Below are 14,938 nucleotides of genomic sequence, written 5' to 3'. Positions count from 1 at the left end.
ATGGTATCAACTGAGCTATTAAGCGCCCATATCCTTTCCTCATTCGTTGTTGTCGCAGGCACCATTACACTGTTTCAACTGATCGCCGTATTGCAACGTAAATTAAATGCCATTTGGTTACAGCCAATGCTGATAAGTATTTTAGTGATCATTGCTATTTTACTCTGGCAAGATATAAGTTTTGAAAATTACTTCTCAAATTCTTGGCTACTCAATGCGTTACTCGAACCGGCGGTTGTTGCGCTAGGTTTCCCGCTCTATCAGCACTTAGAAACCATTACTAAGCAGTGGAAAAGTATTATTTTGGTACTATTCATTGGTGCATTTATTGCCATCAGCACCAGCTTTGTTATTACTATGCTACTCATAGGGGATTACACCATTGCAGTTGCATTGTCATTAAAATCGGTTACCACACCCATTGCTATCGCCATTGCGGGTCAATTGGATGGCAATACTGCCATTACTGCTTTTGCTATTATTCTTGCAGGTTTTTTTGGCGCTTTAGTCGGACCACCATGGTTGAAGTTTATTAAAGTAAAATCCCCCAAGGCACAAGGTTTAGCTATTGGCGCGGCAAGCCATGCTATTGGTACCGCAACTGTGAGTAATATTAGTTACGAACATGCAGCCTATAGTTCATTGGCTTTGATTGTTTCTGCGGTCATAACAGCCCTCATCAGTCCATTTATGATTACCTTTCTAGCTGGGCTAATCTAGCGCTGTATTTAGTTGAGCGATAGCGATTAAAGGCTTAGTTATCTATTATTAGAGTGTCATGAAAACATCGTTTATATTGCGGTCTGGACTAGATTTCATCAAAAGGTAGTCATCGTTTTCACTTACACACATTCGCATTATGAATACCAAAGATAATAATAAACAATAACATGAATAAAAGTCTAAAAAATTAAAATAAATAAACATTTTAATCTTATTTAACAATAATTTATCTTTATACTCTACGTGAAAGTAACAAGAATTTAGCCCAAACAAGCGCTATCGTGAAATTGCAGCTATTGCATCAGATAGACAATATTTCTACATTGCAGGTATTGGTTTTTCGTAATACATAAAATTTTCTTCAAACTTTCAAAATAGGTGCCCTATGACAAAAAGAATTTCCATCGCAAATTTACAGGTAGCAGAAGAGTTATATAATTTTGTTAACCTGCAAGTTCTTCCAGGCACAACTATCGCTGTGAATACATTTTGGTCTGGCTTTGCAAAACTCATTGCTGAGTTAAGTCCGAAAAATAAAGCCCTATTGTTAAAGCGTACGTCATTGCAAGAGCAAATAACGGCTTATCATCATGCACATCAAGCTGAAAAATTTGATTTTAAAAAATATAAAAACTTTTTAACCGCTATTGGCTACCTCGTTCCCCCAGTGGCTGACTTCACCATATCAACAAAAAATGTTGATGCTGAATTAGCCACTATCGCAGGACCGCAACTTGTTGTGCCGGTAATGAATGCTCGCTTTGCCTTAAATGCGGTCAATGCTCGCTGGGGGAGCTTATACGACGCCTTATATGGCTCAGATGTGATCTCTGAAGCAGATGGCGCTGAAAAAACAAAAGCTTATAACCCCGCACGTGGGGCTAAAGTTGTCGCCTTTGCTCGCGACTTTTTAGACCAAACTATTCCTTTGGTTAACGGCGCTCACAGGGATGTAAAAAGTTATCAAATAATTAACCATGCCCTTGTCGTTACACTAAGCAATGACGAAAGCACCTACTTAGCTCAGCCTGAATTATTTATTGGTTTTACCGGTGAACAAACGTCGCCAAATGCGTTGGTTTTTAAACACCACGATTTACATTTTATCGTTGAATTTGATCAAAACAGTACGATTGCAAAAGGCGATACAGCAGGTGTTAGTGATATTGCTATGGAGTCAGCATTAACGACTATCATGGATTGTGAAGACTCGGTTGCCGCAGTTGATGCAGAAGACAAAGTGATTGCCTATAAAAATTGGCTTGGTTTAAATCAAGGCACTTTATCTGAAACTTTTGAAAAATCAGGTGAACAACAAACCCGTTTGATGCACCCTGATAAATGTTTTCAAAAACTTGATGGTACACAAGGCAAACTAAAAGCTCGCAGCTTAATGTTTGTGCGTAACGTTGGCCACTTGATGACCAACAATGCCATTATTGACCAGCACGACAATGAAGTACCTGAGGGCATCATGGATGCTGTTATTACCTCATTAATCTCCACATACGACGTTAATCAAAAGAACACTTTACGTAACAGTGACACAGGTTCAGTTTATATTGTTAAGCCTAAAATGCATGGTCCTGAAGAAGTGGCTTTTGCCAATGAATTATTTGACCGAGTTGAAGACCTGTTAACTCTACCTCGTCATACGATAAAAATGGGTATTATGGATGAAGAACGCCGCACCAGTGTTAACTTAAAAGCCTGTATTTATCAGGCAAAAGAGCGCGTGGTATTTATCAATACTGGCTTTCTGGACCGAACCGGTGATGAAATTCATACCTCAATGGCTGCCGGCGTTATGGCCAGAAAAGCAGATATCAAATTAACTAAATGGATTTCTGCTTATGAAGATAATAATGTCGATGTTGGCTTAGCTTGTGGTTTTAGTGGTAAAGCACAAATAGGCAAAGGCATGTGGCCAATACCTGATCAAATGGCCAATATGTTAGCAACAAAAATCAATCATGTTAAAGCGGGCGCAAATACCGCATGGGTGCCCTCACCCACAGCAGCAACCTTGCACGCTTTGCATTACCATAAAGTGAGTGTATTGCAATTGCAGCAGCGACTGAAAAATCGTGTACCGGCAAACGTTGATGATATTTTAACCATACCTTTAGCAGAAAATACCCAGTGGTCAGCACAAGAAATTTCAGATGAGTTAGATAACAATTCACAAGGAATTTTAGGCTATGTTGTGCGCTGGATTGATCAAGGCGTTGGTTGTTCAAAAGTGCCTGACATTAATAATGTTGGCTTAATGGAAGATCGCGCCACTTTAAGAATATCAAGTCAGCATATGGCTAATTGGTTACAACATAACATTTGTACACCAGAACAAGTACTAGCCAGCTTGAAAAAAATGGCCACCATTGTTGATCAACAAAACCAAGGTGATAGTCAATATCACGCTATGTCGGATGACTTTGACAACAGCATAGCTTTTCAAACGGCACTAGCATTAGTGCTGCAAGGCGACAAACAACCTAACGGTTATACTGAACCTTTATTGCATAATAATAGACTGTTATTTAAAGCTCAAGCCAAATAAGACTAAAGCTTGGTGCTGATAAATCATGGTATTTATTAGCACCGGCCTATTTTTATGGCTCAAAAACAGCTAATCCGGTGTAATTTAGTCAACATCGCAGTCAGTATAGATTCAAAATTTACTGAGCAAATTTCCTGAAATAATGGTTCTATGAATAAATTAAGAAAATCATAATAAGCTAATTATAAACTAGATCAGGTTATTGGCCTGATAAAATACCCAACTCAACATATTATTGTCGCGTAAACACAAGCCCTATCTATATTAATTTGTAACACAATGGTACAATTGTTATACCAAGTAAGGATACGGGTTAACTATTTAATGAAAATAACTAAAAAAACAAGACCAAAGAAACTTAGCTTAAGTGGCGGTATATTGCTTGTTATTGGCTTATACTGCTCAGCGATTCAAGCAGAGTCAAAAATGCAAGACAAAGCTAACATTGTTAATAACTACGCTTACCCTAGTATTACCAGCGAAGTATTCAATCGACACAATCAAATCGCTATACAGTCAACGACTCAAATATCTCGAAAACCATCGCTGGGGATTAAAGTCACTGATTTTGCAAACTTAGTACCACATAAGTTTGCTAAAAATAATTCTCTCTTTGAGTTTGCGGCTAAATTTAATGACAAGCTGCAACAAGTACTCGCCTACTTTGACTTTTTATCCACCAGCACCAATAGTAAAAACAAAAATATTAGCGAAAATAATGCTAAACAGAAATCTAGCTTGGTTGCTAAAAATGACAATAAAGTTTTAAAGGCCAATGCGAGGGTCAGTAAAAAATGATAGTAATTTATACTGAGTACTAGTCAAGGGCACTTAATCTGATTGATGGCATTAACAGACCGCCTTTTAGCGGGTTTTTAATGCCGGTGTTTCACTTAAACCTAATCACTAAAAATTCCTACCAAACCATAACCAGTGAACTTAGTCACTGAACATGGTCACTAAAAAGAGTCACTAAGCTTAATCACTTAGCTTTCACGCTCATTAGTTTGACTCTTGATGCAACTTACGGATCAAAATTAATTTTTAATTACCCTTCCTTTTTACATTAGAAAATACATATTATGACTTAAACTTAAAAGGATATTCTCATGACCATTAATGAAGCACTTCGTCTAGTTGCAGGTATTATGATTTTAATTTCACTTTATTTAGCCGTAACCTATTCGCAAAATTGGTTATGGTTTACCGCTTTTATTGGCCTTAATTTATTACAATCATCATTCACAAAGTGGTGTTTAATGATGACTTTTTTAAAAAAAATGGGCTTAAAAGATAGTTAATAAGGTGAGCAACACCAAAGAGTGTCATATGCAGCAAGCTTTAATCCAATCACTATTATAATCTATGACTTGAGTTACTATAATAACTAGGATGACATAAATTATTATATGAAATATCATCCTAGATGCTATAAGCACCATCAATACTATTTTTAACTCAGGTTTTATTAAGCATAATTTGAAATAAATATAGTCATAACTAGCTCAAATGCAGAAACAATCACTAGCTATTTAACCCAATACCCAGATAATTTCCCCTGTAACAAAATCTATGAAGTTGATAATCAATTAAATTATCAAGAGATATACACTCCATTTATCAGGTTATTTAGTTTCTCCTTACCCCCCCCTTTACCTTAAGTAACATAATTTATTTTTTTGGCTATTCTATTCTCAAAAAAAATACGTTAAAGTCCACCGATAACTTTTAAAGTAATGAATAAGAGAGACACAATGTCAAAAGCGTCAGCACGTCATATATTGGTAGATACTGAAGAGCAATGTCTAACATTAAAGCAACAAATAGTCGCCGGTGAAGATTTTACTGCCATCGCACAAGCGCATTCAAACTGTCCTTCTAAAGCGCAAGGTGGAGCATTAGGCTCTTTTGGTCGCGGTCAAATGGTGCCAGAGTTTGATGAAGTTGTATTTACAGCGCCATTGAATGAAGTACAAGGGCCTGTTAAGACTCAATTTGGTTATCACTTGCTTGAAGTTACTGCTCGAGACGACTAAGACCAAACGATTTAATACCCTTAGGTATCGCATCTAAGATAGAAAACGAAGGCTAATGCCTTCGTTTTTTTTGACTAAAAAACCAATCACGATGACTTAAACCAACGCTTAATTTTATCTTTGCGTAAAATTAATAGCAGTACGGCCATCGTAAAATATATCATCGGTTCAACAATGTCAGATTTTACTGACCAAAAAAAGTGTAGTGCAATCAGTAATACCGCGAGATAAACCCCGTTGTGTAACTTTTGCCACTTTGTCCCCATTTTGCGCCTTAGTGCAGTTATTGAAGTCAGCGCTAAAGAAAAAAGTATTATTAGCGCTGCCATACCGACAGTAATGTAAGGTCTGTCAATAATCTCGTCAAAAAATAGCGCAAGATCAAATTGCACTTCAAAAGCTAAAAAATTCAGTAAATGAAACATCGCATAGGTAAAGCTATACAGACCCAGTAATCGCCTTATTTGTAATAAATAGCCTTGGCGATATTTTTTCGCAACCGGTGTTACCAGCAGAGAAATCAGTAATAAATTAAAGGCACCCATACCGGTAAAGTGAATAACCTCTTCTACAGGGTCTGCACCAAGCTGCTCGGTAAAGGCTAAAAAATACAGTACAAATAAAGGTAAAAAAGCCAGTAAGTGAATCGCAATTTTAAGTAACATAACTCTATTACGTAAAAATACGGCTTTGAAAGTCACTTTACTCACCCCAGTTGCCCTAGTTTGCACTAATAGTTCTTCCTTAAATCCATATTTTTATACAAGTGAGCAACTTCTTCACCATAACCATTAAATGGCAAGGTCGCAATACGATTACGGGCAAATAAACCGCCAGTGGTTATACGTCTCTCACTTGCCTGGCTCCAACGCGGGTGATCTACGGCTGGATTAACATTGGCATAAAAACCGTATTCTCTATCAGCTAGTATATTCCAGGTTGTGGGTGGTTTATCTTCAACTAATTTTATACCAACAATTGATTTAATACTTTTAAAACCATACTTCCATGGCACAACTAATCGAATAGGCGCACCATTTTGCGCGGGTAGGGTTTTACCGTATAAACCTACGCTCATAAACGTTAGCGGATTCATCGCTTCATCAATACGTAAACCTTCTACGTAGGGGTATTCAACACTACCAAATCGACTTTTTTGTTCTGGCATCTGCTCTGGATCATATAAAGTTTCAAAGGCAACATATTTTGCTCGTGAATTAGGTGCTGCTTTTTTAATTAACTCTGCTAAGCCAAAACCTACCCATGGAATAACCATTGACCATGCTTCAACACAGCGTAAACGATAGATACGTTCTTCTAAGGGAAAGTGTTTAAATAAATCATCGTAACCTAAGGTATAAGGTTTATCGACTTCACCAGAAATGCTCAGTTGCCAAGGGTTGACCTTAAATCCTTGCGCATTTTCAACGGGATCGCTCTTACCCATACCAAATTCATAAAAATTATTATGGCTGGAAATTTTAGCTTCCGGGGTGAGTATTTGTAAAGATTCGCCTGCTGGCGCAAACTTTAAGGCTTGACGCTGAAAAACCTCAGCTTCTTTACTACTGAAAAAGTCTAGTGCGCCAGCATTTGTGCTGGCAGATTGTGCTAATAAACTACCCGCACCCAGGTAGCCAAGCTTCTTTAACAGCTCACGTCGACCATGATAAACTGACTCGTCTGTTACTTGCTGCTCGGACAGTCGATGGTTTTTTTTCGTGTTAATTAACATTTTCACCTCTGATCGATCTAGTTATAGCAATCTGATTAACTTGCAATATACAGACCCATCAAGAGGTGGAAAAATTCTTAATAAAAGCTTAATAATTAATTAACAGTCATGTTTAATTAAAAATGGCGCTTAACGAGAAAACTTCTCTAAATAGTCAATAATCTCACCTGATTCATACATCCAAGTAACTGATTGATCTGCATTGATAATTTTTAAACAAGGTACGGTTCTTTTACCACCTTCTTGGATCAACTCTTCACGGTATTGCTCATGCTGGTTTATATTGCGTAATTCAATATTTAAGCCTAATCGCTTGATAGCGCGACGGGTTTTCACACAAAATGGACAAGCAGGTAATTGATACAAGCTTAAATGTGCCGTACTAGCATCCACTTCTTTTTGTAGTTGTGGCGAGCGTTTTGGCGCACTGGGAGAAAATATAAAATTTAATAACAAAATTAAACGGCCAATCGGCCAACGAATTAAAAACATAATAGGGTTTGTGCTCACTGTTAAGTAAATAAATTAAAATAATGACATGATTTTATTACCACATCATATCATCAGGAATTTGAAATTCTGCGTAAGGGTCATCTTCAGCAATAACTTCATCAGCCACCTTAGTGTTTTGCACCAAAATAACCGCTTTATCTAAACTTGCTACTTTTTCTGCCGTTTCAGTGGTAACGATATAAGTTGTATCATTGACACCACACAAGGCTAAACGGCCATTAACTAAGGCTTTATGGGTGACAGCATCAACAAATAACTTCTTAATTTTACTATTAAAAGTGTAATTATATTCTGCTTCGCCTTTAACATTAGTCACTTGATGATGTTGCAAAATTTGTAAAATTCTCAGCTGTTGCTCTTTTGCTGCTAAGGTTTGTTTTCTTTCATTATTCAAGGCCATATCATGAGCTAGCTTGTCTTTTTTCGCCAGCTCAAGCTCTTGTTTTACTTGCTCTTGTAAACTCGTGTCAACCTTGACGCCACTGCGCTTTTGTTTGCCTGTTTTTCGTTTATCACTATTTGCTTGTCGTGCTTTTTGCTTGGTGGTTAAACCTGCTTTAAGCAACTGCTCTTGTAATGAGGCCATCTATTTTCCTATGGTAGAATACCAATTGAATATCGATTTTTACTATTTTATCAGTTCGTTTACCATTTTACAGCATTCAATAAAAAAGCAGCATAATTTGCTGCTTTTTTATGGTTAATGTACTGGTTTAAATTGGCCTCTAGCCCAGCCTAAAACAGCTGTAGTTAGCTAACCATAGGCGTTTACACTATGCCATATTTTTTTAATGGCAATTCTCGATAACGTTTACCTGTGGCATTAAAAATAGCATTACAAATAGCAGGGGCAATAGGCGGAACACCCGGTTCACCCACACCGCCTGGAGGCGCCTCACTGTCAATTATTTCTACATGTGTACTTGGAGTATCTGCCATTCGAGCCACTTGATAACGGTCAAAATTATTTTGCTCAATTACCCCATCTTTCGCGGTTAGTTCGCTAAAAAAGGTTAATGATAAAGCAAAAATAGCCGCGCCTTCCATTTGTGAGCGAATACGTTCAGGGTTTACCGCTAAACCACAATCTACCGCCATCCAAACGTCATTAACTTTAATTTTCCCGTCACTGTTTTCTGATACTTCAACAATACAAGCCACATAACTAACGAAGCTTCGATGCATGGCAATACCTAGGCCATGGCCTTTAGGTAGCTTTCTGCCCCACTTTGCCATGGTACTGACTTTTTCTATTACGGTTTTCATGCGCGCGGTGTCAACAGGGAATTTCTCTAGTGTTTCACCATAATTTCCGTATTTAGCCTGCTCATTCGAGAAGTCAATTTTACGATCTGCGCCTAGCATGGCTATTAAGTTGTCTTTACTGTCCAAACCTTTTGCTTGGGCCAGCTCATCAACAAATGAACTTACTGCAAAAACATGGTTAATATTAGTGACTGAGCGCATCCAGCCGATACGAGTATGGGCTGGCGCTTTGCCTGCAGCACAACTGACATTAGCAATATCATAGGGCATATCAATTAAGCCTAAATCAGCTTCTGAGCCAATTAAGTCTTCACCTTGGCTAAACGTTGAGCCAATAGGCGGCTCTGCCACATGATGTTGCCACGCGATAACCGTGCCATCTTCATCAATACCAGCCGCAAGCTTTTGATAACTAACCGCATGATAATAACCATTTTGAATTTCATCTTCGCGAGTCCACATCACTTTAATTGGCACATTTAACTGTTTAGAGAGTATCGCAGCTTCAACAATAAAGTCTGGCTTAGATTTTCGACCAAAGCCACCCCCTAACAAAGTGACATTAATATTGACATTTTCTGGCGCAATACCGGTAATTTGTGCAACGGTACTTTGCGCTGACTGCGGTGTTTGAGTACAAGCCCAAATATCAAAAATACCGTTATGAAAATGTGCGGCAGCGGCTGGTGGCTCCATAGGGACATGAATTAATTCTGGCACATAATAGGATGCTGTTATCACTTGTTTAGCCACAATTAATGCTTTACCTACATCACCTTTACTACGCAACACTTTGCTCGGGTTATCACAACTTTTTGCTAATGCTTGTTTATAGTCATCGCTGTTGTAACTTTGATGCGCACTTTCATGCCATTGCATTGCTAATGCTTCTCGACCTTTCATTGCCGCCCAAGTATTTTTAGCAATAACGGCAACGCCACCTAAAGGTTTAAATACTGCGGGCTCTTCTAAATCAGGTAATTGCACTACATCAATAACACCCATAACGGCTTTTGCCGCAGCGCTATTAAATGATTTAACCTTTGCCCCAAGTACCGGTGGCCTAGCAATAACAGCATATTGCATCTGGTCTAATTCAACATCAAAACCGTAAGTAGCAGCACCTATTGCGATTTTTTCACCGTCAACTAAAGCCACATCCGACTTGCCAATAAGATTAAAATCTTTCTTATCTTTTAATATCAAGGCAGATTGTGCAGGCAATGCTAGTGTGCTTGCTATAGCAACTAAGCTGCCAAAAGATAATGTTCGACCCGTTTTTTTATGGACAATAGTGCTATTTATCGCTGTGGTTTCACTCACATCAACTTGCCATTGCTTGGCTGCCGCCTGTTGCAGCATCATACGTGCGGCAGCGCCAGCTTCTCGCAGTGGTTGATAAAAGCGTCTTACCGAGCGTGAGCCATCAGTATTTTGGCTACCATATTTTTTATCACCTAAACCTTGTACAACAGTTATTTGTTGCCAATCAGCGCCGAGCTCGTCGGCAACAATCATCGGTATGCTGGTTCTGATCCCTTGCCCCATTTCGGACCTATGCACCACAATACTAACTATATTGTCGCTGCCTATTTGGACATAAACATTGGGTGAAAATTTATCAGCGGCTATAACACCTGCCAAGGCTTTTGGAATAGTCAGCATAGAAGGTAATTGCACCCCAAGCACCAAAGCCGTAGAACTGATACCGAGTGTTTTTAAGAAGCCGCGACGGCTAACATTTTCAATATGTTTCATGATCCGCTTCCTTTTACTTCAGTGCCCAAATCAGCGGCAAGGTGAATCGCTTGTTTGATGCGTTGATAAGTACCACAGCGACAAATATTACCACTCATGGCGAGTTCAATGTCTTCATTGTTTGGTTTAGGTTTGCGGTCTAACAATGCCACCGCTGACATCATCTGTCCTGATTGACAATAACCGCACTGTGCCACATTTAATGCTTGCCACGCTTGTTGAACCGGGTGTTCTCCATGCTCAGAAAGTCCTTCAATAGTGGTGATTTTTTGCTGCGCAATAGCTGACACTGGCATAACACATGAGCGAACAGGTTGGCCATCAACATGGACAGTACAAGCTCCACATAAGCCTTTACCACAACCATACTTGGTACCGGTATATTTTAAAATATCTCTTAATACCCACAACAATGGCATGTCGCCATCATCAGTAAATTGATGTTCTTTACCATTGACCGTTAAGGTAATCATACAATCATTTCCTTTAAGTTTGTTGAACCTTGCTTTTGTTAGGTTAGCTAGTGATGTTAGACATTAATACCAAGCTTTTTAACCATGTATGTTAATTGCTCTGGTGTATCTATATCAATAAACGCATGCGCGAGTGGTACTTTTAATAATTTATTTTGGTATTGCGCCAGTAACGGCTTTGCCCCTTGCTGACCAGTTAACTGGGTTAATTCAGTAAAATAGTTTTGAGAAAATATTACTGGCGGGCCAATGTTTTCTTTTTCGTTTGACGCAACTACCCTTAAATCTTGTGCAACAACAATAGCATCAGGATTAGCTTGCCAATAACCTTGATGACGAATCAAATCAGCTGAGGTTAACTGCCATTGGTCAACTAATACGATCATAACCGCCTTGATATCAGAAGCTAATCCTGCAACACCAACAGCAATCGATGACGCCATGCCCTCTGAGAACTTGCTATTAATAATAGTCTTAATGGGGAGATGGTCAATACGTGCTTGAACTTGGCTGGCATTAAAACCTAAAACGCAATAGACCTGACTTGTCACCTTTAATGCTTGCGCTAGTTGCCATTCAACTAAGCTTTGTTCGTTGATATTAATTAATTGCTTCATCTGACCTAAACGAGACGACTTCCCTGCTGCCAACACTATGATGGCAAAATTATTATTTGCGCAATTCGTCATTTCAATTTGCTCTTTACCATCATTTTAAGCCTTTTGCTGGCGAACCATCTGAATACTAATTGGCTGAGTGTAACATCAAATAAAACCAACAAGGCGATTTCAACCAAGCATTGGATTTTACCAAATGTGTATGTCTGTTTGTATATATGTAAGTTTAATCTATGGTTAGGATGCATTTATCGAATCATCAAGATTCAAACTTCCTTTGTTTTAAGGTACTCTAAGCTATCGAAATTGTTTACTTTGCTAAGCCTAATGAAACATTTAAAAAATACGCTGATTGGCATACTATTTATTCTCTTCTTAGTGATAGCAACTTTGAGTACTTGGATATACAGTCAAATCGACAGTGCCTTACCACAATTAGACGGTAAGCAAACACTCTATGGCTTATCTGCCAGCACTATCGTCGAACGAGACTCGCAAGGTATTGTCACCATCAAAGCAGATAATCGCTTAGACATCGCCATCGCTACAGGCTTTGTTCATGCTCAAGAACGATTTTTTCAAATGGATTTATTACGCCGAAATTCAGCTGGAGAACTTGCCAGCCTATTTGGTGACGCCGCAATAGCCTATGACAGTGACATTCGCCGCCATCGTTTTCGTGAACGCGCTACTAACATAGTGTCACAATTATCAGCCACAGATTTAGACCTGCTAAAAGCCTACACTCGCGGGGTAAATCAGGGTTTAAAGTACCTTAAAGCACCACCTTTTGAATATTTACTACTACGCCAAGCCCCCGTCGAATGGCAAGAAGAAGATACCATTTTAACTGTACTCAGTATGTATATCGACTTACAGTATCAAGACGGAAAACGTGAACGAACCCTAGGCTTAATGCATTCGATCTTAAGCTCTGAAGTATATGCATTTCTTAACCCTAAAGGCAGTCGCTGGGATGCTGCCATAGATGGCACTGAATTTCCTGCATCGCCATTACCAAAAGCAGCTTGGCCTTCTGCCTCGAGTGAAGCTATGACGGCTTTGCTAAAGTATAAAGCGCTAGATCCGCTAATAGCTGACAGGATTTCCTCACCACTGGCCAGAAAAAAATCAACTTTAAATGAAGAGTTCCCAGGTTCAAACAATTGGGCTATTGCCGGTAATATCAGTTCAACAGACAGCGCTATGGTGGCCAACGATATGCATTTGGGCATTCGAGTACCAAACACTTGGTTTAGAGCCTCTTTTGAATATCCAAGTGTTGATAATACCGCCATAAAAGTCACTGGCGCAACATTACCTGGCACGCCCAACATTATTATTGGCAGCAACGGTCATATTGCTTGGGGCTTTACCAACAGTTATGGCGACTGGAGCGATGTGATCATTCTTGAAACCAATGCCGATAAAAGCCAATATTTAACGCCTGATGGCTATCAGGACTTTATCAAGCGTAAACAAATTATTGCAGTAAAAGATCAAGAAGCGGTCGATATCACGGTAACTGATACTATTTGGGGGCCTGTTATTGGTGAAAATGCTCAAGGCGATTTACTTGCCTATCGTTGGATTGCTCACGACAAAGCCGCCGTTAACATGGCTATTGTTGAATTTGAAACCGCTACCAATGTAGAGCAAGCTTTCGCTATTGCTGCTCGTGCCGGCTTACCAGCACAAAACCTAATGGTGGGCGATAAACAAGGTAATATTGGCTGGACCATCATGGGGCCGATCCCACAACGCAGTGCAAAATTTGGTGAAACACCGACATCTTGGGCCAATGGCGAAAATAAATGGTTAGGACTTTTGCCAGCTGAAGCGTATCCAAAAGTCATCAACCCAGATAATTCGCGCCTATGGACAGCAAATTCAAGGGTTATTGGTGCAGATATGTTGGACAAAGTTGGTAATGGCGGCTATGCCATCGGTGCGCGGTCTTCACAAATAAAACAAAACCTCGAGGCTAAAGTATCGTTTGATGAAATAGCCTTACTCGATATTGCCCTTGATAACCGCGCTAAATTTTTATTACGTTGGCAAAGATTTATCTTGTCTGATGTACTCACTGACGCCATGTTGGCTAAGCATCATGACTGGTATAAAGTGAAGGAAATTATCAACGTTGAACATTTGTCAGCAAGCACAGATTCTGTTGCCTATCGCCTGATCAGAAATTTTCGCTTAACCATCAGAGAGCAAGTGTTTGCAATTTTCAATGAAAATATGACCAAGCTTGATAAAAGTTACAGTTTTCACAGCATACGTCACCAAATAGAAACGCCATTATGGCAATTAATCAATCAGCAACCCGAGAACTTTCTCTGGCGTAGTCATAAAAGTTGGTCGGCCTTATTTGAAGCTAGCCTTGAGACAACACTCAGCCAAATGACCGAATCGAGCACACTGGCGAACGCCACTTGGGGTAAACAAAACATCAGTAAAATTCAGCACCCATTAAGTCGTGCTGTGCCATTTATTGGTCAATGGCTTGATATGCCTGAAGTAGAATTACCTGGTGATAGCTACATGCCAAGAGTACAAGGACAATCATTTGGTGCGTCGCAGCGCATGGTGGTTTCTCCTGGACACGAAGAAAGTGGCATTTTTCATATGCCTACTAGTCAATCAGGTCATCCTTGGAGTCCATATTATGGTTTAGGACATGAAAGTTGGATAAAAGGTCAGGCCTCTAGCTTTTTGCCCGGCCCAAGCAAGTACACACTGACGTTACTCAGTTACTAGGTTACTCAGTTACTCGCGAAGCAAAGCAACCCATCAACATACTAAGGAACAATAATGACCACTTTAATTATTTGTTTATTTATCGCCACCCTATTACCTTTTATTGCCAAAATTCCAGTTGCCATTGCTATGAATAAAATGGGCGGTTACAACAATCACCCTCGTGATCAACAAGCTAAGCTAACCGGTTTTGGTGCTAGAGCTTTCGCTGCACATCAAAATGCCTTTGAATCCTTGCTTATATTTTCTCCCGCCGTTTTGTTAGCCATAGCGACACAAAACACCGGCGTTTTTATCGAGCAACTCGCTATTACCCATATTGTTGCCAGAGTGCTTTACAATATTGCCTATTTAATGAATATCGGCGTCATACGTTCATTAATATGGGGTGTTGGCATCATGAGTTCTTTCACTATTATCTATCAATGTATTTAAGTAACAGATAATAGTGATTAGCTATCAGTTGTAAGTTATTAGAGGTCAATTATTAGCTG

14 protein-coding genes are annotated in these 14,938 nt (G+C 39.3%); 7 read left to right on the top strand and 7 right to left on the bottom strand.

The window, feature by feature from the left end:
- From H4J46_RS02750 to H4J46_RS02730, 5 genes are all read left to right on the top strand, one after another.
- Window positions 1-720, top strand: a complete 720-nt coding sequence (locus H4J46_RS02750; RefSeq protein ID WP_182232038.1) for an LrgB family protein — start codon at window positions 1-3, stop codon at window positions 718-720.
- A gap of 388 nt (window positions 721-1,108) precedes the next feature.
- A complete protein-coding gene (locus H4J46_RS02745) occupies window positions 1,109-3,283 on the top strand; it encodes a malate synthase G (protein ID WP_182232037.1) in 2,175 nt (724 codons plus the stop codon).
- 324 nt (window positions 3,284-3,607) lie between these two features.
- Window positions 3,608-4,081 carry a hypothetical protein gene (locus H4J46_RS02740; protein WP_182232036.1) on the top strand — a complete coding sequence of 158 codons (474 nt, stop codon included), beginning with the start codon at window positions 3,608-3,610 and terminating at the stop codon, window positions 4,079-4,081.
- 311 nt (window positions 4,082-4,392) lie between these two features.
- A complete protein-coding gene (locus tag H4J46_RS02735) occupies window positions 4,393-4,584 on the top strand; it encodes a DUF2892 domain-containing protein (protein WP_182232035.1) in 192 nt (63 codons plus the stop codon).
- A 435-nt stretch (window positions 4,585-5,019) separates the two neighbouring features.
- Window positions 5,020-5,319 carry a peptidylprolyl isomerase gene (locus tag H4J46_RS02730; RefSeq protein ID WP_182136011.1) on the top strand — a complete coding sequence of 100 codons (300 nt, stop codon included), beginning with the start codon at window positions 5,020-5,022 and terminating at the stop codon, window positions 5,317-5,319.
- A gap of 86 nt (window positions 5,320-5,405) precedes the next feature.
- Here the strand turns inward: H4J46_RS02730 and msrQ are convergent, their stop codons facing one another.
- The 7 genes from msrQ to H4J46_RS02695 form a co-directional block, all read right to left on the bottom strand.
- Complete coding sequence (gene msrQ / locus H4J46_RS02725; protein WP_310650195.1) at window positions 5,406-6,050, bottom strand: protein-methionine-sulfoxide reductase heme-binding subunit MsrQ; 645 nt, start codon at window positions 6,048-6,050, stop codon at window positions 5,406-5,408.
- A complete protein-coding gene (msrP, locus tag H4J46_RS02720) occupies window positions 6,050-7,054 on the bottom strand; it encodes a protein-methionine-sulfoxide reductase catalytic subunit MsrP (protein ID WP_182232034.1) in 1,005 nt (334 codons plus the stop codon). The genes msrQ and msrP overlap by 1 nt, the downstream gene beginning before the upstream one ends.
- Before the next feature lie 129 nt (window positions 7,055-7,183).
- On the bottom strand, window positions 7,184-7,546 hold the full coding sequence (locus H4J46_RS02715; RefSeq protein WP_182232033.1) for a glutaredoxin: 363 nt from the start codon (window positions 7,544-7,546) through the stop codon (window positions 7,184-7,186).
- A gap of 55 nt (window positions 7,547-7,601) precedes the next feature.
- The gene (locus H4J46_RS02710; protein WP_182232032.1) at window positions 7,602-8,153 is read right to left on the bottom strand and encodes a DUF2058 domain-containing protein; all 552 of its coding nucleotides are present in this window, start codon (window positions 8,151-8,153) and stop codon (window positions 7,602-7,604) included.
- 182 nt (window positions 8,154-8,335) lie between these two features.
- Complete coding sequence (locus H4J46_RS02705; RefSeq protein WP_182232031.1) at window positions 8,336-10,591, bottom strand: xanthine dehydrogenase family protein molybdopterin-binding subunit; 2,256 nt, start codon at window positions 10,589-10,591, stop codon at window positions 8,336-8,338.
- Entirely contained in the window at window positions 10,588-11,064 is a 477-nt protein-coding gene (locus tag H4J46_RS02700) for a (2Fe-2S)-binding protein (protein WP_182232030.1), read from the bottom strand. Before H4J46_RS02700 ends, H4J46_RS02705 begins: the two co-directional genes overlap by 4 nt.
- A gap of 56 nt (window positions 11,065-11,120) precedes the next feature.
- Window positions 11,121-11,753, bottom strand: a complete 633-nt coding sequence (locus H4J46_RS02695) for an NTP transferase domain-containing protein (RefSeq protein ID WP_182232029.1) — start codon at window positions 11,751-11,753, stop codon at window positions 11,121-11,123.
- Window positions 11,754-12,008: 255 nt separating this feature from the next.
- Here H4J46_RS02695 and H4J46_RS02690 point away from each other — a divergent pair, with 255 nt between their 5' ends.
- Together H4J46_RS02690 and H4J46_RS02685 are read left to right on the top strand one after the other, a co-directional pair.
- Window positions 12,009-14,444 carry a penicillin acylase family protein gene (locus H4J46_RS02690; protein ID WP_182232028.1) on the top strand — a complete coding sequence of 812 codons (2,436 nt, stop codon included), beginning with the start codon at window positions 12,009-12,011 and terminating at the stop codon, window positions 14,442-14,444.
- A 54-nt stretch (window positions 14,445-14,498) separates the two neighbouring features.
- Entirely contained in the window at window positions 14,499-14,879 is a 381-nt protein-coding gene (locus H4J46_RS02685; protein ID WP_182232027.1) for an MAPEG family protein, read from the top strand.
- The last annotated feature ends 59 nt before the right edge of the window (window positions 14,880-14,938 follow it).

Source organism: Colwellia sp. MB02u-6 (assembly GCF_014077095.1).
GTDB lineage: Bacteria > Pseudomonadota > Gammaproteobacteria > Enterobacterales > Alteromonadaceae > Cognaticolwellia.
This window is presented reverse-complemented; position numbering and strand designations above follow the sequence as displayed.

Excerpts from the sequence above, each read along its gene's own strand:
- H4J46_RS02750 (WP_182232038.1), top strand. The coding sequence starts at position 1 with ATGGTATCAACTGAGCTATTAAGCGCCCATATCCTTTCCTCATTCGTT.
- H4J46_RS02745 (WP_182232037.1), top strand. The coding sequence starts at position 1,109 with ATGACAAAAAGAATTTCCATCGCAAATTTACAGGTAGCAGAAGAGTTA.
- H4J46_RS02740 (WP_182232036.1), top strand. The coding sequence starts at position 3,608 with ATGAAAATAACTAAAAAAACAAGACCAAAGAAACTTAGCTTAAGTGGC.
- H4J46_RS02735 (WP_182232035.1), top strand. The coding sequence starts at position 4,393 with ATGACCATTAATGAAGCACTTCGTCTAGTTGCAGGTATTATGATTTTA.
- H4J46_RS02730 (WP_182136011.1), top strand. The coding sequence starts at position 5,020 with ATGAATAAGAGAGACACAATGTCAAAAGCGTCAGCACGTCATATATTG.
- msrP (WP_182232034.1), bottom strand. The coding sequence starts at position 7,054 with ATGTTAATTAACACGAAAAAAAACCATCGACTGTCCGAGCAGCAAGTA.
- H4J46_RS02715 (WP_182232033.1), bottom strand. The coding sequence starts at position 7,546 with ATGTTTTTAATTCGTTGGCCGATTGGCCGTTTAATTTTGTTATTAAAT.
- H4J46_RS02710 (WP_182232032.1), bottom strand. The coding sequence starts at position 8,153 with ATGGCCTCATTACAAGAGCAGTTGCTTAAAGCAGGTTTAACCACCAAG.
- H4J46_RS02705 (WP_182232031.1), bottom strand. The coding sequence starts at position 10,591 with ATGAAACATATTGAAAATGTTAGCCGTCGCGGCTTCTTAAAAACACTC.
- H4J46_RS02700 (WP_182232030.1), bottom strand. The coding sequence starts at position 11,064 with ATGATTACCTTAACGGTCAATGGTAAAGAACATCAATTTACTGATGAT.
- H4J46_RS02695 (WP_182232029.1), bottom strand. The coding sequence starts at position 11,753 with ATGACGAATTGCGCAAATAATAATTTTGCCATCATAGTGTTGGCAGCA.
- H4J46_RS02690 (WP_182232028.1), top strand. The coding sequence starts at position 12,009 with ATGAAACATTTAAAAAATACGCTGATTGGCATACTATTTATTCTCTTC.
- H4J46_RS02685 (WP_182232027.1), top strand. The coding sequence starts at position 14,499 with ATGACCACTTTAATTATTTGTTTATTTATCGCCACCCTATTACCTTTT.